At 39.9% G+C, this 20,861-nt stretch carries 21 protein-coding genes and 1 pseudogene; 11 read left to right on the plus strand and 11 right to left on the minus strand.

Features of this window, described 5'->3' with window-relative positions:
* Position 1 precedes the first annotated feature (1 nt).
* Positions 2-928 (minus strand): bifunctional riboflavin kinase/FAD synthetase, encoded by a 927-nt coding sequence (gene ribF, locus P4S61_RS03380; RefSeq protein WP_182731094.1) that lies wholly within the window; start codon positions 926-928, stop codon positions 2-4.
* A 109-nt stretch (positions 929-1,037) separates the two neighbouring features.
* A pseudogene (murJ, locus tag P4S61_RS03385) lies at positions 1,038-2,574 on the minus strand (murein biosynthesis integral membrane protein MurJ).
* A 297-nt stretch (positions 2,575-2,871) separates the two neighbouring features.
* Here murJ and rpsT point away from each other — a divergent pair.
* A complete protein-coding gene (gene rpsT / locus P4S61_RS03390; protein WP_145237275.1) occupies positions 2,872-3,132 on the plus strand; it encodes a 30S ribosomal protein S20 in 261 nt (86 codons plus the stop codon).
* 92 nt (positions 3,133-3,224) lie between these two features.
* On the opposite strand, the gene P4S61_RS03395 is transcribed toward rpsT, so the two are convergent.
* On the minus strand, positions 3,225-3,608 hold the full coding sequence (locus tag P4S61_RS03395) for a response regulator (RefSeq protein WP_145237278.1): 384 nt from the start codon (positions 3,606-3,608) through the stop codon (positions 3,225-3,227).
* Positions 3,609-3,717: 109 nt separating this feature from the next.
* Between P4S61_RS03395 and P4S61_RS03400 the strand changes: the two genes are divergently transcribed.
* The 4 genes from P4S61_RS03400 to smrA all read left to right on the plus strand — a co-directional run bounded on the left by P4S61_RS03400 (position 3,718) and on the right by smrA (position 5,222).
* Complete coding sequence (locus P4S61_RS03400; protein ID WP_337117765.1) at positions 3,718-3,894, plus strand: hypothetical protein; 177 nt, start codon at positions 3,718-3,720, stop codon at positions 3,892-3,894.
* Positions 3,895-3,982: 88 nt separating this feature from the next.
* Positions 3,983-4,165: a hypothetical protein gene (locus P4S61_RS03405; protein WP_337117766.1), complete on the plus strand. Its 183-nt coding sequence runs from the start codon at positions 3,983-3,985 to the stop codon at positions 4,163-4,165.
* A gap of 99 nt (positions 4,166-4,264) precedes the next feature.
* Entirely contained in the window at positions 4,265-4,510 is a 246-nt protein-coding gene (locus P4S61_RS03410; protein ID WP_145237284.1) for a hypothetical protein, read from the plus strand.
* Positions 4,511-4,643: 133 nt separating this feature from the next.
* Positions 4,644-5,222, plus strand: a complete 579-nt coding sequence (smrA, locus tag P4S61_RS03415; protein ID WP_145237288.1) for a DNA endonuclease SmrA — start codon at positions 4,644-4,646, stop codon at positions 5,220-5,222.
* A 30-nt stretch (positions 5,223-5,252) separates the two neighbouring features.
* Here smrA and P4S61_RS03420 read toward each other — a convergent pair whose 3' ends face one another.
* Positions 5,253-5,384, minus strand: a complete 132-nt coding sequence (locus P4S61_RS03420) for a hypothetical protein (protein WP_257325490.1) — start codon at positions 5,382-5,384, stop codon at positions 5,253-5,255.
* A gap of 98 nt (positions 5,385-5,482) precedes the next feature.
* Entirely contained in the window at positions 5,483-6,403 is a 921-nt protein-coding gene (locus tag P4S61_RS03425) for a 2-hydroxyacid dehydrogenase (protein WP_337117767.1), read from the minus strand.
* Between the two features lie 169 nt (positions 6,404-6,572).
* Between P4S61_RS03425 and P4S61_RS03430 the strand changes: the two genes are divergently transcribed.
* The 3 genes from P4S61_RS03430 to P4S61_RS03440 all read left to right on the plus strand — a co-directional run bounded on the left by P4S61_RS03430 (position 6,573) and on the right by P4S61_RS03440 (position 10,789).
* Complete coding sequence (locus P4S61_RS03430; protein WP_145237294.1) at positions 6,573-8,285, plus strand: GNAT family N-acyltransferase; 1,713 nt, start codon at positions 6,573-6,575, stop codon at positions 8,283-8,285.
* Between the two features lie 352 nt (positions 8,286-8,637).
* Positions 8,638-10,062, plus strand: a complete 1,425-nt coding sequence (locus P4S61_RS03435; protein WP_257325488.1) for an ATP-binding protein — start codon at positions 8,638-8,640, stop codon at positions 10,060-10,062.
* Positions 10,063-10,081: 19 nt separating this feature from the next.
* Entirely contained in the window at positions 10,082-10,789 is a 708-nt protein-coding gene (locus P4S61_RS03440) for a response regulator transcription factor (protein WP_182717074.1), read from the plus strand.
* Positions 10,790-10,912: 123 nt separating this feature from the next.
* On the opposite strand, the gene P4S61_RS03445 is transcribed toward P4S61_RS03440, so the two are convergent.
* From P4S61_RS03445 to P4S61_RS03460, 4 genes are all read right to left on the minus strand, one after another.
* A complete protein-coding gene (locus P4S61_RS03445; RefSeq protein ID WP_337117768.1) occupies positions 10,913-11,341 on the minus strand; it encodes a hypothetical protein in 429 nt (142 codons plus the stop codon).
* Between the two features lie 11 nt (positions 11,342-11,352).
* Entirely contained in the window at positions 11,353-11,583 is a 231-nt protein-coding gene (locus P4S61_RS03450; protein ID WP_337117769.1) for a hypothetical protein, read from the minus strand.
* Between the two features lie 227 nt (positions 11,584-11,810).
* Positions 11,811-12,998 (minus strand): succinyl-diaminopimelate desuccinylase, encoded by a 1,188-nt coding sequence (dapE, locus tag P4S61_RS03455; protein WP_337117770.1) that lies wholly within the window; start codon positions 12,996-12,998, stop codon positions 11,811-11,813.
* Between the two features lie 281 nt (positions 12,999-13,279).
* Positions 13,280-14,698 carry an MATE family efflux transporter gene (locus P4S61_RS03460; RefSeq protein WP_337117771.1) on the minus strand — a complete coding sequence of 473 codons (1,419 nt, stop codon included), beginning with the start codon at positions 14,696-14,698 and terminating at the stop codon, positions 13,280-13,282.
* Positions 14,699-14,932: 234 nt separating this feature from the next.
* Between P4S61_RS03460 and P4S61_RS03465 the strand changes: the two genes are divergently transcribed.
* On the plus strand, positions 14,933-15,586 hold the full coding sequence (locus P4S61_RS03465) for an OmpW/AlkL family protein (protein ID WP_145237312.1): 654 nt from the start codon (positions 14,933-14,935) through the stop codon (positions 15,584-15,586).
* A 46-nt stretch (positions 15,587-15,632) separates the two neighbouring features.
* On the opposite strand, the gene P4S61_RS03470 is transcribed toward P4S61_RS03465, so the two are convergent.
* A complete protein-coding gene (locus P4S61_RS03470; protein ID WP_182731090.1) occupies positions 15,633-16,169 on the minus strand; it encodes a thioesterase family protein in 537 nt (178 codons plus the stop codon).
* 110 nt (positions 16,170-16,279) lie between these two features.
* Here P4S61_RS03470 and P4S61_RS03475 point away from each other — a divergent pair, with 110 nt between their 5' ends.
* A complete protein-coding gene (locus P4S61_RS03475; RefSeq protein ID WP_145237744.1) occupies positions 16,280-16,768 on the plus strand; it encodes a hypothetical protein in 489 nt (162 codons plus the stop codon).
* A 27-nt stretch (positions 16,769-16,795) separates the two neighbouring features.
* On the opposite strand, the gene tyrR is transcribed toward P4S61_RS03475, so the two are convergent.
* A complete protein-coding gene (tyrR, locus tag P4S61_RS03480; protein WP_337117772.1) occupies positions 16,796-18,352 on the minus strand; it encodes a transcriptional regulator TyrR in 1,557 nt (518 codons plus the stop codon).
* Positions 18,353-18,604: 252 nt separating this feature from the next.
* Between tyrR and P4S61_RS03485 the strand changes: the two genes are divergently transcribed.
* Positions 18,605-20,830: a CapA family protein gene (locus tag P4S61_RS03485; protein WP_337117773.1), complete on the plus strand. Its 2,226-nt coding sequence runs from the start codon at positions 18,605-18,607 to the stop codon at positions 20,828-20,830.
* Positions 20,831-20,861: the final 31 nt, after the last annotated feature.

Raw genomic sequence — 20,861 nt, forward strand, 5'->3', positions numbered from 1 at the left:
CCTAATTTAAACCAAAACACTGTTTAGCGGCAGCAACATCAGTTGCTATTTGTGCCGTCAATTGTGTTAATGTCTCGAATTTTTTCTCATCGCGAAGCTTTTTAATTAACTCCACGTGCATAAACTGTCCATAAATATCTTGCGCAAAGTCGAACAGATGAACTTCTAATAATGCGCGTGTTCCATTAAATGTGGGTTTGTTGCCAATATTTGCAACCCCATACACTGTTTTATCGTTTAACGTTACTTGTACCGCAAACACCCCATTTACAGGGCATACTTGCCGCTTTAACGCAATATTTGCAGTCCTAAACCCTAATTCACGACCGCGTTTCCAGCCATGGATCACTCGCCCTGATATTGCGTAATCATGACCTAGCATCGCTTTGGCTTGCGCTAACTGACCTTCAGCTAATGCTTGGCGGATCAAGGTGCTGCTTACTCTAGCATTTAATTGCCGAAAACTCGCGGTGCTTTTTACATCCATATGAGCCGCGAGGCCCATTTTTTTTAGTAAATTAAAGTCACCTTGACGTCTTTTACCAAAGCGAAAATCATCACCTACGGTTAGCGCTTTGACACCCAACTTGTTGATCAGTATCTCTGTTACAAATTGCTCTGCTTCCATATTGGCAAATTGCTGATTAAAACTAATACAAATTACCCGTTCAACGCCTAACTTTGCTAACAAACCTAGCTTGTCGCGTAACCGCGTTAATCGAGCTGGCGCATTATCTCTGGCAAAAAACTCTTGTGGCTGAGGCTCAAATAACATTACCGTACTCGGTAAGTTATATTTTTTAGCGTCATTGAGTAATCCATTGAGTACTTCACCATGACCTAAGTGCACACCATCAAAATTACCAATGGTCAACACACAACCATAATGCTGTGTGCGAATATTGTGGATACCTCTAATTAACTCCATGCCACCTAATGCCTTTGTAAGCGTTATGTACCGAGTAAAATTTCACTTGGGTTACAGAATCATCGATTATACCCAAACCACTTCAAGATGCGAGTTTCAGTTGATTTTTTTAGTCTGATTGAGCACTAACAACGTTTTTTATGGTATTTAGTCTTACCCCGAGTAAAAACAACACTAAAAAGTACACCCCCTGCCAGAGCGAGTAAACCTATCAATAAAACAACTTGCTCACTAAAATGCCACTGACGCCATAAAAACTGTGTCGCAGCGTACCAAACTACAGCCCCCATCAATAAGGCGGCGAGCAAACATTTGCAGGTAAACAATAAACTAAAACGCGAAAACTGATAAACCTGCTCTTTGCTTAATTGACGATAAAGCAGGTACGCATTACAACTGGCCGACATTGAAGTCGCAAGCGCCAATCCTAAGTAACCTATAAATGGTGCTAGCATAATATTAAAGACCATGTTCAACACCAGCGTAATAATGCCAATACGCACCGGAGTTTTAGTGTCTTGACGTGCATAAAATCCTGGCGCTAAAACTTTGATCAACATAAAACTGACAAGCCCAACAGAGTAAGCCATCACCCCTAAACTCACGGCCTGAACATGATCGACATCACCTTGACTAAACGCGCCATGATCAAATAATACAGAGATGATTAACGGGCTAATGATCATCAAACCAATCATCGCAGGTAAGCCTAAAAAGATCACAAACCGCACTCCCCAGTCTAAGGTGTGCTGAAAATCGCTGCTTTTTTCGCTGCTATGTAATTTAGATAGCGCAGGTAAAATAACCGTCGCGATACCAATGCCAAATAACCCCAGTGGAAATTCGATTAGGCGGTCAGAATAATATAACCAAGCAATTGACCCTGTCATTAACAATGACGCTATCATGGTATCAAGCAGTAGATTAATTTGACTAATAGATACCCCAAACAACGCCGGTAACATTAACTTACGGACTTTTTTTACATTTTCGTCCTGCCAGGCCCAACGTGGTTTACTGAGCATTTTCGCTCGGTACAGAAACGGCAATTGAAACAATAACTGCACCACTCCACCGACAAACACACCAATAGCTAGCGAATAAGCACCAACCGAGAATTTATCGTGTAATAAGATTGCACAGGCAATAATCGAAATATTCAACAGCACTGGCGTAAAGGCCGCAACAGCAAAACGATTATAAACATTCATCACCGCGCCACTTAGTGCAACAAGACTTACAAAAAATAAATAGGGGAACGTTAGCTTAAGTAAGCTACTGGCTAATACAAATTTTTCACCGTCTGGGCCACCTTGCCACCACTCAATAAACCACCCAGTACCAAATAGTGCTGCAATAATTGGCGATGCAATTACACCGATAATAGTTACAACCAGTAAAATAGTACCAAGTGTGCCAGCGGCTTGAGCAACAAACAGCCTGACTTTGTCGTCTCCTTGTTGCTGTTTGATTTCCGACAAAACTGGCACAAATGCTTGCGCAAATGCCCCTTCAGCAAATAAGCGGCGCAAAAAGTTGGGAATACGATTAGCGAATAAAAAAACGTCGGCGGCAGCACCTGCGCCAAGTAAATTTGCGACAACAGCATCTCGCACTAATCCTAAAACACGCGATATCATTGTCATTGCACTTACAATCATACCGGAACGAAATAATCCTTTTGCCACACTAAACCTGCTTTAAAACCAACGATAAAACCAATTATGCCACAGTCTTTTTTATAAATCGCTCTAAAGCACTAGGCTGAACTCACCGCCTTTGTTACAATAGCGGTATTAACTGTGCTAGAGCGGCAAATTGATGTTCGTTATATAGGAGCAGTTTTTCTTGGTATGTCAAATTTTTATTGACATTCACGATTAAAAAAGGCATATTCCACGGCCTTTAAATTAAGCTTATTTTAAGATTGTTAGGAGCAAACCTTGGCTAACATCAAGTCTGCAAAAAAACGCGCTATCACTAGCGAAAAAAACCGTCAGCATAACGCAAGCCGTCGTTCAATGATGCGTACATACTTCAAAAAAGTAGTTGTTGCTATTGAAGCGGGCGACAAGGAAGCTGCACAGCAAGCTTTCGCAGTTGCTACACCTATTTTAGACCGTTATGCAACTAAAGGTCTAATTCACAAAAACAAAGCAGCTCGTCATAAGAGCCGCATAGCAGCTAAGATCAAAGCGCTATAATTTGTTTTTGCTAGAATATAAAAAACCGGTCTTGACCGGTTTTTTTATATCTATCATTTAACGCTTAAAATTATTTAAACACTGTTGTTGTGTTAAACAACGTCTAATTCTGGATAAAACTTTTTCAACATTGCCGCTATTTTCTTCGGTGTAAATGGTTTTACCACAAATCCTTTAGCCCCTTTATCGATTGCATCTTTAACATTCTCAACCGTTGAGTGAGCCGATACCATAACGACATTAGTTTGTGGGTTTATTTCATTGATCTGCGCAATAATCTCTTTACCATCACCGTCTGGCAACTCAATATCTAAAAAAATAATATTATAATCGGCCGCTTGGCAAGCACTTATACATTGCGCAGCTGTCGACGCTTCTCTAACATTTTCAATACCTAAGTGCATTAATGTTTGATGGAGAAAGCTGCGCACTGTTCCCACATCATCCACTATTAAAATTGAAAGCTGCGTATTCATTGTTGATCCCCGTAGGTTATGAACTAGGTTTAAGTTATTATGCTTAATAACTTTTCTAATTTAATAATCTCATTATAGAGAGCTCTGCTTAAAAGGCCAGATTTGCTTTATGTCAAATAATATAAAAAAACAATCCTTGCTAGGAAAAACGCCTCAACGAAAAAAACCAACGGCACCAACTAACAAGCGAAAAGCGCCTGCTCAGGCAAACGTCACGCAAGCACAAACACAAACTGCTAGTAGTGAATTAACTGAAACAAAAAAAGCCGCACAGGCATTATTGTAGCGGGTGTTATTGTGTTTGCTATTTTAGTTATCCCCAAACCACAGTTATTAACCTATGAAAAATTAGGATTAGTAACGCAAAGTGTATATTGGCGGGACTGTTTGGTTATGGCGCCATGTTATTTGACTCAAATTTGCAGCCAAATGCCGATTTAGCGCGTAATAGCCTTTATTTATGTCAAAACAATAAGCAACCAGATACTTGTCAAAAATATCGAGTAACCGAACAAGCCGGCTTTTTTTCTGCATTACAAAAATTAATTTTGGATTAAAAAAACTAATCTGAAAATATAAAATTACTTGGTTGAAAGGTGCGCAAAATATCAACATAATGGCGCTCCTTTTTTCAACACTTGAACAACGATACAACCATGCTAAACGAGCTAGATTGGCTTTTAAATATTATCCTGTTAGCCCTAGGATTAGGGGCGTTTTTTATCAATCAATTAACAATACTGCGTGTAGCGGCGATCAGCGCCTGTGCTTTACTGTTTTTGTCATTTAGCTTGGATTTAATGTCGTCGAGTGTTATTTCAAACATGAGTTTAGTGTTGATAAACACGTTTTACTTGTTCAAGGTTTATACCTTTGGGCAATTAAATGTGCCGCAAAATTAATATCTCTCCCTAGATAATTTTATGTACCCTACCGGGCTTTGCTCGGTAGGGTATTTTTTGCGCGAATAGAACTTGGGCAGCAAAATGAACTAAGTTAAAATCATCGGCGTATTATGCTACTTTGGGTATCACTATGCCTTTAACTGACTCTGATTTATTTTTAACGTCTATGGAAGACGTTGCTCGCCTAGATCACGATACGATCGAACCATCACAACACTTAACTGGCCCCTCTTTAGCCCAGCAACAAAAACGCAAAGCCGCAGAATTAAATTTAAACATCGATGAAAATTATCTACGTAGTGAATTAGTCGAGCTATTAGAGCCTAATGCACTATTGAGTTATAAAAATGCGGGAGTGCAAGATGCTGTATTTAAAAATCTTCGATTAGCTAAGTATCAGCTTGATGCGACACTTGACTTACATGGCCAAACACTAAAAAACGCACGCCAAGCCTTATTTGAATTTATAACTGATTGCCAAAAACGTAATATTCGTGTGGTAGTGATCCGCCACGGCACTGGTATCAAAAACAAAAAGACCCCTGGGGTGTTAAAAAGTTATACCAATAAATGGCTACAAGAAATTGACTGCGTATTAGCCTTTCATAGTGCACTTAGGCATCATGGTGGCAGTGGTGCAAGCTATGTGTTAATTAAAAAAAGTGATGAGAAGAAGAGTGAGAACCGGGAGCGTCATAGTAAACGCTAACTCGGCTTCGTTATCAATTGTTGGTTCTATTTATTCTGTTTGGCTTTGTAAAACAGGAGCTTGTTCACTTGCATTAGCTTGATTAAACCATGCAGACACACCCATTAAGACCACTGAAATAACGATAATACTAAATTTAACGCCTGTTTGATGCTGTTTCATTGTACACCTTATTATTATTGTTAGTGTTTTTTGAGTTAACTAGACTAACTAAAATTACAGATGTTAACAAGATGTACTACGCTATTGTCGCTGAACTTTTAATAACCTTTTGTTCTATCAACCTGATTATTTAATTTAAGGCCTGTTTTCATACGTTGTACATTATTAGCAATCTGCTGCGTTACAGTTTCCAGATCAGACAATGCCGCGCAATGGGGAGTCATTGTAACCGCTGAATGATGCCAAAAAGGATGCTCTGCAACTAATGGCTCTTGTGCAAAAACATCCAATGTTGCTCCTCTTATAATTTGATTATCTAATGCCCAAAGTAAATCGTCTGCAACGACGTGCTGGCCTCGCGCTACATTGATGAGCACGGCATGACTTGGTAGCTGCATTAATAAGTTGCGATTAATAAAGCCCTTCGTTTGCGTGGTTAGTGGTAATAAACACACGAGATAATCAGCCTGTGCTAACAAACTTGGTAATTCACTTACTTGATGAATACAATTTACTTCGGGTATATTTTTAGGGCTTTGTGAAAATGCACTTACGGTAAAATTATTAGCCAGTAAACGTTTAGCGCAGCTTTGTCCTAACTCACCAAAACCTAAAATCACAACATGATTATGACTATAAGCGCGTTTTGGCAGCCATTGTCGTTGTTGTTGCTTAATCACATAGTCTTTAAGCCTTAACTTATGCGCTAAAATATGGGTAAGCACATACTCTGCCATATCATGAGCTAAATTTTCATCAACGATGCGTGTCACAATGACATTGTCAGGGAGTAAGTTTAAATCAATGCTATCGACCCCTGCGCCAAATGAAGAAACTACTTTTAAATTCGGTAGTTGTGCCCACATATCTGCAGGTGCCAGCCAAGCAAGCACAAATTCAACATCCTCTAAGTTATCACAGTCTGGCCACTGTGAAATTTTTACACCTGGTAATTTAGTCGCTAACGCAGTAATAATTTTACTGCAATCACGTCCACTAATCGCAACGAGTACGCTCATGTTATGCCTATAGAGTTGTTGATTTGCAAAGAGTATAACCTTTGTTAAAACATTTAATCTAATCGAATTACTGCTCGGCTCTTTAAAAAGTCACACAACTGCAACCTAATTGTCATGGCAAGCTTTTACTCTGGCGATATATTGATCACCATATGCAAACGAGGTAATTATGATCAGTGTTGATAAAGTAATCGCAGCAAATCTACCACAATTAGAAAACTCACCTAAAGTAAAAAGTTTAGTTAAAAAAGGGTTAGGTTATTTGCTTCACGAACAAGAATTTGTTGCATTTGGTGATGCCTACCCGCACTTACAAGGCATTGAGTTTGTTGAGCAAGTGTTGGATGAACTAGATTTTGATACTCGCTACAAGCCAAAGCAGATTGAGAATATTCCTAGTGAGGGTAAGTTAGTTATTGTTGCTAACCACCCTATTGGCTCTTTAGATGCACTGGCATTAATTAAAGTATTATCAAGTGTTCGTAAGGATTTAAAGGTCGTTGCCAATCGCATGTTAATGTCAGTTACGCCAATGCACTCATTATTACTGCCGGTCGATAATTTATCGGGTGACAGTAAAAAGCAAGAACTCAATAATATCCACCAGCACCTTAAAGAAGCTGGGGCCATTCTCATTTTCCCAGCAGGTGAAGTGTCGCGTTTAAGCCCTACCGGAATTAAAGATTGCAAGTGGAATAGTGGTTTTTTACGGATCGCAAAAAAAGCCAATGCGCCAATTTTACCGATTTTTATTAAAGCCAAAAATAGCCCACTTTTTTATGGCACATCGATGATTTACAAGCCTTTAGCGAGTTTATTACTGGTTAAAGAAATGTTTAAACAACGACAAAAATCATTAGAGTTTGAAATTGGCGCATCGATACCTCCAGAGTCTTATTTAATTGAAAACCTTAAAGACAAAGAAGTAGTCAATCTGATCCGTAAGCAGCTTTATGCACTTACCTCAAAGAAAACCTTACCGCTTAAAACACAAGCACCCATCGCCTCCTCAGAATGCCGCAAGGAACTAAAAAAAGCCATCGAACAGTGTGAGCTATTAGGCACAACTCAAGACGGCATGCAGATATACCTTTATCAATATCAAGGCAGCTCAGCGATTTTCAGAGAGCTTGGCCGGTTACGAGAGATTTCGTTTCGCACTGTTGGTGAAGGCAGTGGTAAGCGTCGTGATATTGATAAGTACGATATGGATTATCAGCACTTGGTTTTATGGGACGGCTCACAACTTGAATTGGTTGGCGCATACCGACTTGCTTGTGCTCAAGCTATTATTGATAAACACGGCCGCAAAGGTTTATATACTGATAGCTTATTTTCTTACAGTGATGCAATGACTCCTTACTTTGCTGCAGGTATTGAACTGGGTCGCAGCTTTGTACAACCTAAATACTGGGGTCGTAAAAGTCTTGATTATTTATGGTATGGGATTGGCGCGTTTGTGAAAAATTATCCTCAGTATCGCTACCTCTATGGCGCAGTCAGTGTCTCTAACGCGTTGCCAGAACCAGCCAAAGCCATGTTAGTTCATTATTATCAGCATTATTACGGCGCTAAGCAGGTTATAGCTACACCTAATAATGAGTTCAAACTCACAGAGCAGCAACTCATACAGTGCGCAAATCTATTTAGCGGTGATGATGTCAAAGAAGACTTTGTTGAGCTCAAACATGTGCTCGCAAACATGGGTGCCCAAGTACCCACTTTATTTAAACAATACACCGAACTATGTGAGCCTGGCGGCGTACAGTTTTTAAGTTTTAGTGTTGATCCTGATTTCAATAATTGTATTGATGGCTTAGTGCTTGTTGATCTTGAAAAAGTAAAAGAAGGCAAAGCAAAAAGATATTTAGGAAAGAACTAAGAACGCAAAGGTGTATAAAATAAGGACGACCAGCCATCTAGCTTATTTACTAAACCTACTTTTGATCCGTAACGTGAATTTGCGTTCGCTGTATGCTATCAAAAGTAGTTTTTATGTGCAGATATGATAAAGTGGTTGTACACAAATTGTTGACAGAACAGCTATGAAAAGGTCCCTGCTATTTTTATCTTTTATCATTATTTTTTCGGTAGTTAGCATTCAATTATTGGTGATACCTCATTTTGAAAGTAACGTCAGGTACCCTACTGAAAAATGGGCTTTAGAGTTTTTAACATCAGGCTCTACGGATCTTCTTGCACAACAATTACAATCCATACCTAAACACCAGAGAATGGCCTACTTACAAAACATACAAGCTAATTTTGGCTTTGAACTTACTTTACAAGACTATCAACAAAGTGATTTTTCAAGTGAGCAACAATCTTGGCTCGCAGAGGATAAAATTTGGGGTGATCCGCAAACAGATTTAGCATATCGAAAAATAGATGACGAACAGCTATTAGTAATTGTAAAACCCAATACGGTTCCTAAGCATCTGATCAACGAAGCGCAACGTTGGATGATGGGCTCTTTTTACCTACTGAATAATATGCTGATGCAACACCCACAGCAGAGCTGGCCGTCGATAATTGATTCGCTCAGTGATGATTTTACATATCCCGTTGCACTGATGACATTGAGTGAGTTAACTTACACAGAGCAACAAATAGCCCAATTAAAAACAGGAGCTATTGTGACCATATCAACTGCGGATTCTGATTTTATTGGCTATCCCGCCGACATTGCCGTACAGCGCATCAAAAATAGCGATAAAGTAATTGTACTTGGCCCTTTTAGCCCTCAACTAAAGGGCAAAGTGGTGTACATGTTAAGTATCTTTTATTTTATATTCGGCTTTTTTCTGCTTATACCAATTATAATATGGTTAATTCCTGGCTGGCGCTCTATGTTATCGCTCAATAAAGTGGCGATATTACTTGGACAAGGTAAATTTGATGCTCGCGCTAAGCTAATTCGTTTTAGCCATCTAAACCACTTGTCCAAAACGTTTAATACCATGGCCGAAAAAATACAACGCCTTATCTCTTCTCATAAAACTCTGATCAATGCTGTATCACATGAATTGCGAACTCCCATCGCACGCATTGAATTCAATGTTGAATTACTTAGAAATAGTACAACCAATGACTATCAACTAGGGCAACTAGAGCGGATTGAATTATCTTTGAATGAACTAAATTCATTAGTGTCAGAAATGCTTACACATGCTCGATTTGAGCGCGAAATACCCACTCTTACATTTGCAACCGTTGAACTTAATCATTGGATAAAACAAGAGTTAATCTGTTGGCAAGAAGCCAACCCTGATACTGAGATTGTTTTACTTGAACAAGGCGCTTGCCATGCAATGATTGATAAGTTTTATATGAGCCGTGCATTAAGTAATTTAATGCGCAATGCCATAGCGTATGGAAGAAACCATATTCAAGTAAGCTATGAACAAACCGCAAAAGGCTGGCTGATTTGTGTTGCTGATAACGGTGATGGTATTCCTTTACCCTGTGCTGAGAAGGTATTTGAACCATTCTATCGAGAAGATCAAAGTCGTAATTTGCAAGTCGGTGGAACCGGACTAGGCCTTGCAATCGTTAAACAAATTTTAGGCTGGCATGAAGGAACCGCGAGTGTTGAGCCATCCAGCTTAGGTGGTGCATGTTTCATACTAAATTGGCCAGCCAAACGCACACATCGATAATCCACATAGAGAACAAGAAATGAAAACAAAGATTTTAGTGGTAGAAGATGATTTACCGCTTGCTGAGTCAATTCAAGAGTATTTAACGATTGAAGGCTATCAGGTTGAAATAGAATCAAATGGCGAGCATGCGGTCTCCCGTATTCTTCAGTGGCAGCCAGCTCTGGTGCTGCTTGACGTTATGTTACCGAACAAGGATGGCTTAACGGTATGCCGCGAAGTAAGGCAGTCATACAGCGGCTATATTTTGATGTTTACTGCACGAGAAGAAGAAATTGATCAGGTTGTAGGGCTTGAAATTGGTGCCGACGATTATTTATTAAAGCCGGTGAAACCTCGCTTACTACTGGCAAAAATTAAAGCTTTTTTAAGACGTGGACATCCCACAGATCCACTCGCCATAAAGCCACAAACGAAAGAGTCTATAACGTTTGGGCAATTAATCATTAATACGCACAACCGAACTGTCTCTTTAGCAACGCAACATATCCAGCTCACAGACGGCGAATATGACCTACTGCTACTGCTTGCTAAAAATGCAGGAGTTATTCTGTCACGTAGTGACATTGTTGAAAAAATAAAAGGTTATCACTATGATGGAATTGAACGTGGTGTTGATAATCATATTAGCCAGTTACGCAAGAAGCTCGGTGATAATGCGCGTAACCCAATAAAAATTAAGACTATCCGTTCCAAAGGCTACTTATTTGTAGTTAGTGCGTGGTAGTTCTAGGTGGATATGGCGCTATATCTCCAACATGGGAGTAGCGCCTTTGAGAGACTTGAACTGTGGATAATACATCTATCTCAGCAACTATTTCACACTAACCAGAGGAGTTTTAATCTAAAGTTATTCTTCAGCCATTACTCGTTTACCATTACTATCGACAACTAATAAATATGAAGCGCCAAAATTACCCGCACATAAATCGATAGCCTGATTGGCAACTTTTAGGCCATTAGCACAATTACTCACCGCTAAGAACGCTGTGACACTGCCCTTTTTTGTAGTTAATACTTTTTTATCATCAATTGACACATCATACTCGCCGTTGGCAAATAAACGCACATTAAATACATCTGCAGTATTGTTTTGTTTTTTATCAATGACAGACAAAGCCCGCTTACCTGAAGATTGCCAAGCAATTACCCATAAATCGTCGTTATTACTCAAGGTTGTATTTATGCGTTCCTCTTTATTCGCATTGATACTATCTTTAACTCCCAAGTTAATCATGTTATTGATTACTTTATAACTGTAGTTATAGCGACTACCCACAGCATTGGCCTCTACATCGCCCGCAGCGATATTATCACTATCGAATAAACCACTGTAGCCGGTGCTAATACTCCTTTTTTGACATGAAAGTCAGCCATATAATCCAATGAATTTATGAAAGACATATTTGCTTGATGGGTTAATTTATCATCTAATTCATCCGTGCTTTCACCACATCCACTTAAAGCAGCTGCCACACCAAACAACAGTGCAATACTAAATCCTTTATTACTGGTGCTCATAACAATCTCCATAATGTTTAATTTTATCAACGCTAAAAACCGCACTAAACGCTGTTATTACTTTAATAATTTTTTATAAATCAATTACTAAGTATTTTATTTCGAATAGCGAAATTTACTGAAAAAATGTTAGCATATCCTTTACGATACATCTCTCAGCGCTTGTCGGACATTGTCAGAAATTGTCTGTTTATAATGAACAGTTTAATGATAGCCTTGCGTTATAGTCAGCTGATACGGCTAAATACCTGCTCTAAAAGCTGTGTATATATTTTCTCAATTTTTAGTAAGTCATTAATAGGCACATGCTCGTTAACTTGGTGGATGGTATTATTTCGTACCCCGCATTCAATCACTTGGGTGTAATCATTGGCAAAAAACCGCCCATCAGAAGTTCCGCCACTGGTACTTAATAAAGGATAACTGCCTGTCACATTAAAAATAGCTTGTTCAACTTGAGTCAATAAACAGCGACGCGTTTGATGACTCGTATAAAAAGGCTCACACGGACGCTCCCATTCCACACTCAGCAAAGCTTGTAAATCGTCTAACGCGAATTGAATCTCATTTTTTATATCACTGCTTTTATAACCATGGCTATAACGAATATTAAATGTCATTTCACATCGTGCTGGCACCATGTTATCGACAACATTAGCAATATTAATCCCGGTTATTTGCAAGCTCGTATGTGAACTTGGCTCGTCACGCTGCCAAGTTATGCTAGTCAAGCGCTTGATTACTTCTGCACTAAGATGAGCTGCATTGATGGTGTTTTCTGGATAAGCAACATGCCCTGCTTTGCCGTTGATCACTAACCGCGCAGACAGTGCACCTCGACGGCCATTTTTGATTGTATCACCAACATGCAAATGACTGGTTGGCTCGCCGACAATGCAGCCGTCAAGTTGGATGCCCTGTTGCGCTAAACGCTCGGCAATCAGTAGTGAACCATATTCCGCTTCCCCTTCTTCATCAGAGGTGATCAACCAGTAAAAAGTACCTTTTTTTGCGGCTACGTTAGCCAGTAATGCACGACTGGCACATAACATGGCGGCAACGCCCCCTTTCATATCAGCAGCGCCTCGGCCATAAATCGCGCCATCAATAATATCACCTGAAAATGGTTCTGCTCGCCACGCTCCTCCAGATGCGGGGACCACATCAATATGCCCCGAAAAAGCATAGCGTGGCCCATCACCAAAGCTTACTTTAGCTATTAAGTTAGTAACATTATTAAAGGTAAACTGTTCACAGTTAAAGCCAAGGTCTGTTAACTGCTTTGCTAACCAGTCTATTGCCCTGGCTTGCTGTGGCGTAACAGATTTAAATTGGATCAGCTTTTGAAGGTAACTGACCACAGTATCAGTGTGGATTGCATCATTCGTGGTGTGAGATTGGATAGCTAAAGTCATAATTAACACCCTTATTAAGAGAGAGTGTATTCATTACAACCTGAATTTATGACCGCTTTATGAAACACGGATTATACTAATCGTTTTAAGTTACTGACCATTTATAGCGACAGAAAAATACAGTGATAACAAGGCAGAGATTTTGACATGTAGTTGTTCTCGGCAATTGCTCCTGCATTGCTCTACCTCTTGCATCCATGCAGTCGTACATGAAAAATTACTAACGCAGTTAGCGCTTTATTTAGCGCGCTAGAATGGTTAAATATTTAAGTCGATTGGTATTAGTGTGCACCTTCTTCGATGAATGCTTCTTGGCTGACTTTAGCGATATCTTTATCATCTTTGGTCAATTTTGTTTGTTGCCAACGACCACGACAAAACCACAAATACGATAGCGATGCGACGATCACATTGGTGACAGCAAACGAGTACCAAATGCCGTGATCGCCCAGATGTGTGTGTTTTGACAAAATATACGCCACCGGAAACTGTACTACGCATTGAGAAAACAGCGCCAACAACATCGCATTAAGCATGTTCCCTGATGATCTAAATGCAGCCACCACACATAATTGCACGCCTATTCCGCCCCAAGTTAAGCACATAACACGAATAAACTGTGCGCCTTTGGCTATCACACCTTGATCATCGGGGATAAAAAATGCCACTAAGTAAGGTGCAAATATAAATGCAATCGCCCCAATAAAAGACAAACCACATAATCCCCAAAGTACCGCCAACTTAGTAATTTGCTCTGCTCGTTGCGGGTTACCTGCGCCCATATTCTGTCCAACTAAGGTCGACACAGCCATCGAGAGTCCCATAGCCGGGATCATCACCATCTGTAATATATTTGAACCAACACCATAAGAAGCAATGGTTTGAGTGCCAAAACTAGCCACTAAAAAAGACATGATAATCAAACCAAATGCACGCGCTGACAACTCCACAGAGCCTGGTGCACCTAAATAAAACGCTTGTTTGATATAACTGTAATCAGGAATGAAACTTGATAATTTTAGCTTAATACCATGGCGACCACGCATAAAAATAACAATGCCAGCAATGGCTGCCAAACTTTGTGTCACCAATGTAGCCAGCGCTGCCCCCATCACCCCAAGACCTGTAAAGCTGCCATAACCAAAAATAAATAATGGATCGAGTACAAAGTTTAGCAACACGGTTACGGAAACAATGATCAGTGGCACCTTGGTTTGGCCAATACCCCGCATTAAGGCTTGAAACATGGCATAAATAAATACAAATACCACACCCACAAATGACACATGCATAAATTTTAAAGCATCGTTATAAACGGCATCTTCAACACCCAGTAAATGTAAAAAGTAAGGAGATAGCAAATAACCGATAATTCCTAAACAAATGGCCGTCACAGTCACCATTAACACTGTTTGTGCGGCCACATGGTTTACTTTATCTTGCTGGCCAGCCCCCATATATTGCGCTGACAAAATAGCCCCCGCCATCGCAAGTCCAGAGCCAATCGCAATCACTAAAAAAGTCACTGGCATACTTACTGACACCGCTGCAACTTGTGCCGCCCCTAGACGACCAACCCAGAACGCATCGGTTAATTGATAGGCAGATTGTAAAATATTGATAAGAATAATAGGAACTGCAAGTTTTAACAGTGCTTTGCTAATAGAGCCAGACAGAAAAAGATGGTTGGTTTCGTTCATTGTATACCCTTGCTTTAAGCAGCAATTATAACTTATTTTCCTGACCTATTGATGAATAGCAATAAAAAAGAGTGCACTGTCAATCGATTTTAAACGTCAATTAAGTAAACCTTAATCTAAATCAAACAAACGCTGCGCCGTTTTATACCCTGTTATAAAGCTTGATCTAGAACAGTTTTTTATTTTTTTGGCTGATAATAACGCCAATTCAAAAAGTAGTTCTCGGAGAACAGCATGAAAAAACAACTTAGCGCAGCGTTACTCACCTCACTTTTAATCGCATCTCCTTTCGCCAGTGCAAACTTAAGCGTTAATGTCGGTGCTATTAATGTTAACCCTGACAATAGCAGCTCAGCGATCAATGAAGATCCAAGTTTAGGCTTAAAAGGTAGCTCGGATACACAACTGGGTATTACAGTTGACTATGCATTTAACGATCAGTGGGTTCTAGAATTGGTTGCTGCAACACCCTTTTCTCATGAAGTTAATGGCACCGGTGGTTTAGCTGGCAATAAAATAGCTGATATTAAGCAATTACCGCCGTCACTAATCGCTCAGTACCACTTTTTAGAAAGTACTTCAGCATTTCGCCCATTCGTTGGTGTAGGTATTAACTACACAGTGTTTTTTGATGAGCAACCTTCTACAGCGCTAAAAACAGTACTGGGCACCAACGACGTTGAAGTAAAGCTTGATAACTCATTTGGTTTTGTAGCTCAAGCAGGCTTTAACTATATGCTAGATCAAAACTGGGGCGTACATGCGATGGTATCAATCATGGATATTGAAACCGATGCAACTGTTTATGCCGATGGTAAACAAGCTCTTACTTCAACAGTAAAAATTGATCCTGTAGTTGCCATGTTAGGGGTTAAATACGCTTTTTAAACATACTCTAAAAAGGCCTAACGACCTTTTATCAGTGTATGTAAATTCAACTGGGAAGATTTGTTATTTTTTTCTGCTCTAACATTTCTTTCCAGTGCATAATTTCCGTAGGTAATATAGGCACAATACCATCAAAGTTTACCGCCTCTAGCATTTCTTCTACGCTGACGACACCTCGCTTGCGCTTAAACACACCTCTTACATAGGCGATCGCATGCAAGCCACGCTCGGAATGAAATTTTTGCTCAATATAAAAATACTTATGATCCCAACCAACTAAGCGCGTGCTAATGGTATATCGTTGCATTGGCTTAATATCACGAATATAAGTGATGGCCGTGGCGTTAACGATAGGAAACCAACGTTTTTTCATAATCGTTTCAAGCAAGCCAACTCGCTCAGTCATCCAAGTGCGAGCTAAATCCATCATTGCTAAATAACGAGAGTTAGTAAGATGTAAATTAATATCACAATCACTTGGCAGCGCTTTGTAATCTATATCCACAGTGTCTAACAATGATTGATAATCACGGTTACGTTTGATTTTAAAAAATAATAATAAAAGACGAAAATATAAGTTCACAATAAAGGTCTTACCAGTTAACAGTTTTGTGAGTGTAGCATAGCGTATTGCATTGGAGAATATTCTGCTCTACTCTGAATTCTCTGATTATAAATAATAGTAGAAAAATGATGAAAAAATCAGTTTCTTATTTGAGTATGGTATTTGCATTGATGAGTACCAGCGCGATGGCCGACTTTAACTATCCAGGCGAAGGAGACGTACGTTATCCAACTGGGGTTGAAAAGCCGTTTCAATTTGGGTTTGCTTGGCAGCAACAAAATAGCAAGTTTACTATAGGTAAAAAAAGCTATGATATGCAATTACCTGAATCCTATTCCATTGCTATTACTTTAGCAAAAGACGACCAACAAGTGTGGGTGCAAGAATTTAATAATGGCTTTATTGAAGGATTCAGCTGGGAAATTGGCGAACACACAATCAAACTTGAAAAACGTCAATATAAAGGCGCGGTAAAAGGGGATTATGTTATCAGTTTAGATAACAAAGATTACTTTTTTGCCCGTAATAACATCAGTATCTTAATTAAGTTCACCGCTGAGGGTATCGATACTGTCGCTATTGACGGTGTAACCAAAGATATGGGTACTAAGCAATAGTACCCAATACTGTTGATTTGAGTCAGTTTACACTTTTACCGTTTTACGATTAATGCCGTAATCACGTAGCTTATTTGCAACTGCGGTATGACTTAACCCTAAACGCTTAGCCAATTGTCTCGAACTTGGGTAAGCAGGGTACAACTTACGTAATAATGTAGCCTCAAAACGCTTTACAGCTTGATCGAGCGAGCCCTCAAAATCAGACTCCAAGTACCCTAAATCATGGGTAAATGCAGGTAATTGTAAATGCTCAACACGCAGCTCGTTATCATCTAATAACGAGACCGCACGGTATATCGCATTTTCTAATTGGCGGACATTGCCCAGCCAAGGATAATCTTGTAAAAACGACAAACACTCTGCAGATAGTTCCGGAATTGCATGACCATTTTGCTGCGCATATTTTTGAATAAAATGTTCTGCAAGTGGCCCTACATCAGCTTTACGATCACGTAGTGGAGCAATTTCTAAAGTCAGTACATTGATCCGATAGTATAAATCTTCTCTAAACGTACCCTCTTGTACCATCGCGGGTAAATCTTTTTGCGTGGCGGCGATAATGCGTACATTTACTTTTACTTCGTTCTCATCGCCAACTTTGCGAAATGTGCCATCTTGTAAAAAGCGCAGTAACTTAGTTTGAAGTTGGGTAGACATTTCACCCACTTCATCTAAAAATACCGTGCCACCATCCGCTTGCTCTAACACGCCGCGTTTTGGCGCTGCATTTTCTTCATAACCGGCATAACCAAATAATTCAGACTCAGCAACATCATCAGGCAGTGAAGCGCACGATAAAGCGATAAAAGGTTTCACAGAACGATTAGATGCATAGTGACAAGCGCGTGCCAGTAACTCTTTGCCGGTACCGGTTTCACCAGTGATAAGTATCGGAGCTTCAAGTTGCGCCATTTTACGCGCTTCACGAACCACACGACGCATCGCAGTGCTAAAGTTGTGAATAGTTGCAAAGCTTTCTTGACCATAACGACGAAACGCACTTACCTGCTGACCTAAACGGCTTTGTGATTTAATGTTGATCACCGCACCGGCCAATACATCACCTTCATTGCCTTGTGGTACTGCGATTGGCAAGATATCCGCGATAAAATCTTCACCAGCCACCTCAACCCGGGTTGTTTGTCCCAGTACTTCTTTGCCTTCTAACCAACGGGTAAAGTTAAAACCTTTCAATAGATTATTAATATTTGAACCAATAACTTCTTTTTCAGTTAACTGTAAGTCTTTACATGCAGCATCGTTGCAAAGCCTTACCCAACCTTTGGCATCAATTGAGATCACACCATCTGGTAGCGCACGCAACAATGTGTTGAGCTCATTATGCTCACGCTCAGAAGGTAAAAAAGCGGTGGTACGTACATCCTGTACACCATCAATTAATCGAATTGAGGGCATGATTTTTTGAAACTGCTCAAATTCAATCGGTGGAAAACTCACATACATACGACAGTTAATTGAATCAACTTCAATACCTTTTAAATCAACGCGATAGTTGACTAAAATATTGAGTATTTCTTGAGCAATACCGATGCGGTCTGCACAATGGATATCTAAACGCATTTCACCCTCAAAAAGAGAAAACCTACTATGTCGCAAATAATACGCTAACTACCCATCGCTGGGTAGTCTATTGTAAAGATTTTTGGACAAATGATACTAACCATTATTGCAAAGACTTTTTATGGCAACTGACTATAATTTAGTATGAATGATATTAGAAAAATTCAAATACTTGGCTAATATCATTTCCACAAAAAATCCGTATAATGAAAACGTATTAAAAAATGTAACTACAGTGATAACGAGGCTTGTTTGAAAATTAAAAAATATAAACTCTTTTCTATTCTCTGCTTAGCCCTAATTATCGCTGGCTGTAAGGTTGAAGACCCCTATGATACAGGCGAAACACAAGCCCAAAAGAGCGATGCACAACTGCGCGATGATTATTTAAAAAAAACGTTTAATGGTGTAATCACAATAACCGATCAGCAAGCTAATAGTGTGGCTGGCATCATGGTTGAGTTTGCAGGACAGCAGTATCAAACAAATGCCAGTGGGCAAATTAATTACTCAGGTATTACAACAGGTAACCATCGGTTAATGATCGCTGATGAAAGTTACTTCCCTGCTGTCGCTACAGTCAAAATTACTGCTGATAACGCTCAGCAACAGCTGACCCTAACAGCTAAGAGTAGTAACTCGGTTAGCCTGCTATTTGCTGGCGATACTATGTTTGCACGACGCTTTTTAGATCCCTCTTTGGCAACTATGACGGCTGCGATCCCTGATGTCGCAGGGGCACTTATTCGTCCAGCAACAGCCAGTGAAAATGCTCAAGCATTAACACATTTTGTCGCACCATTTTTTCAAGCTGCTGATTTTTCATCAGTAAACTTAGAGACACCGATAACAAGTAGTCCTGAAGCAGCACATCCAACAAAAGAGTTTAGCTTTTTTTCATTACCTGAGACGCTAGATGGGATCAAAGCCATTGGTATTGATTACGTCGCACTAGGAAATAATCATGTGTATGACTTTTTAGAAGATGGCCTCAATGATACTTTGCTTGAAGTAGATAGCGCTGGCCTTGCTCACAGTGGCGCAGGGAAAAACATAGCCAGTGCTTACCAAGCAAAGTTCATGGATGTGGGAACACTCACGTTAGGACTTTTTTCAGCGACCTCCATTACAGGTAAAGAACATGCAATTACCTATGTTACCGATGCCACAAAAGGCGGTGCCGCAGATTTAACAGAAACAGAATTAGTCTCCAACTATCTTAATGATGCAGTGCAAAATAGTGATTATGTAATTGCCCAAATGCATGGTGGTGATGAATACACTTATCAACCCAGCGGTTACATTAAAGGCAGGTTTAATTCTTTATCCAAACAACAAACCAATTTATTAGTTGCTCATCATCCGCATATTGCCCAAGGCTTTGCAGTTTTTAATGGCGTACCTGCCATTTTAGGCTTAGGCAATTTTGTGTTTGACCAAGACCGCTTAGAAACGCTGCTTGGCGTTGCGGTGTTAGTAAATGTAGACAAAGATGCATCTCCTATGACGAAGCGCGCTTTTGCTTACCCTGTTTATGTTGAAGGGTATCAGCCTAAATTTACCAATGGTTTTTTGAGTGATTATTTATTACGACGTCTGGCTGAGTTTTCTGATAATAACATTACCTTGATCCCACGAGATGGTTATGCCGATGTATTTTTCACCGCAGATCAAGCGACTGTTTCTCAGCACACGGAAACAGTTACAGTTACCCCAAATCAAAGCATTCTAGATTTACGCAACTTTGCTCCATCAACAAAAGCATTTTTATCTAAACTTGAAATCATTGACGGATCGCCAAGTGATGTCACTTTAGGGCGCGATTTAATGATTTTCGGTGACTTTGAAGATTGGGATAACGATGATGAACAACTAGAAGTTGCTCGTTGGGATCACACCGGCGACAGCGTAACGCCTTGCTTAAGTGGTGCTCGTTCAGGCGCGCAAGGCTTATGCTCTGCTCGCACCCAGTTTGATAACACGCCATCGCTGCTCCCATTTAGACAAACCATTCGTGCAATGGAATTACCTAATGATGATGGCTCAATTGATGTCTTCAAGGAGTTTAGTTTGTTTGGTTACAGTAAAGCTGAAAACGCCGGAAAACTAGACGCAAAAATAGTTTATACCACCGCTGAGGATGGCCTTGAATTTTCTACTCAATTGGTCGATATTGAACCGGCTGGTAACCATGACTGGCAAGCCTTAAACTATGACTTTTCACTGCCTTCTGACGACTTAACACTTGGCCCAGAACAGTTACCACCGCGCGGTATTAAAGTTACCTTGCGTCACTTTGCGCCAAATAGTGGCGAAGCAAGCTTGGCGTTGGATGATATGGCAATGATTTCATGGCAACAAAAAGTAAACTTCACTGATACGATGTGGCGCACGGATAAAATCCATGGATTTGACTTTTTACGTTTAAATGCAACGTCTTCTGTTACGTTTAAACTAACGTATAGCACCTTTAATTAATCTCTATTCTATTTTGGAGCTAATCGTGGCT

This window comes from Pseudoalteromonas sp. B160 (assembly GCF_037162485.1).
Lineage (GTDB): Bacteria > Pseudomonadota > Gammaproteobacteria > Enterobacterales > Alteromonadaceae > Pseudoalteromonas > Pseudoalteromonas rhizosphaerae.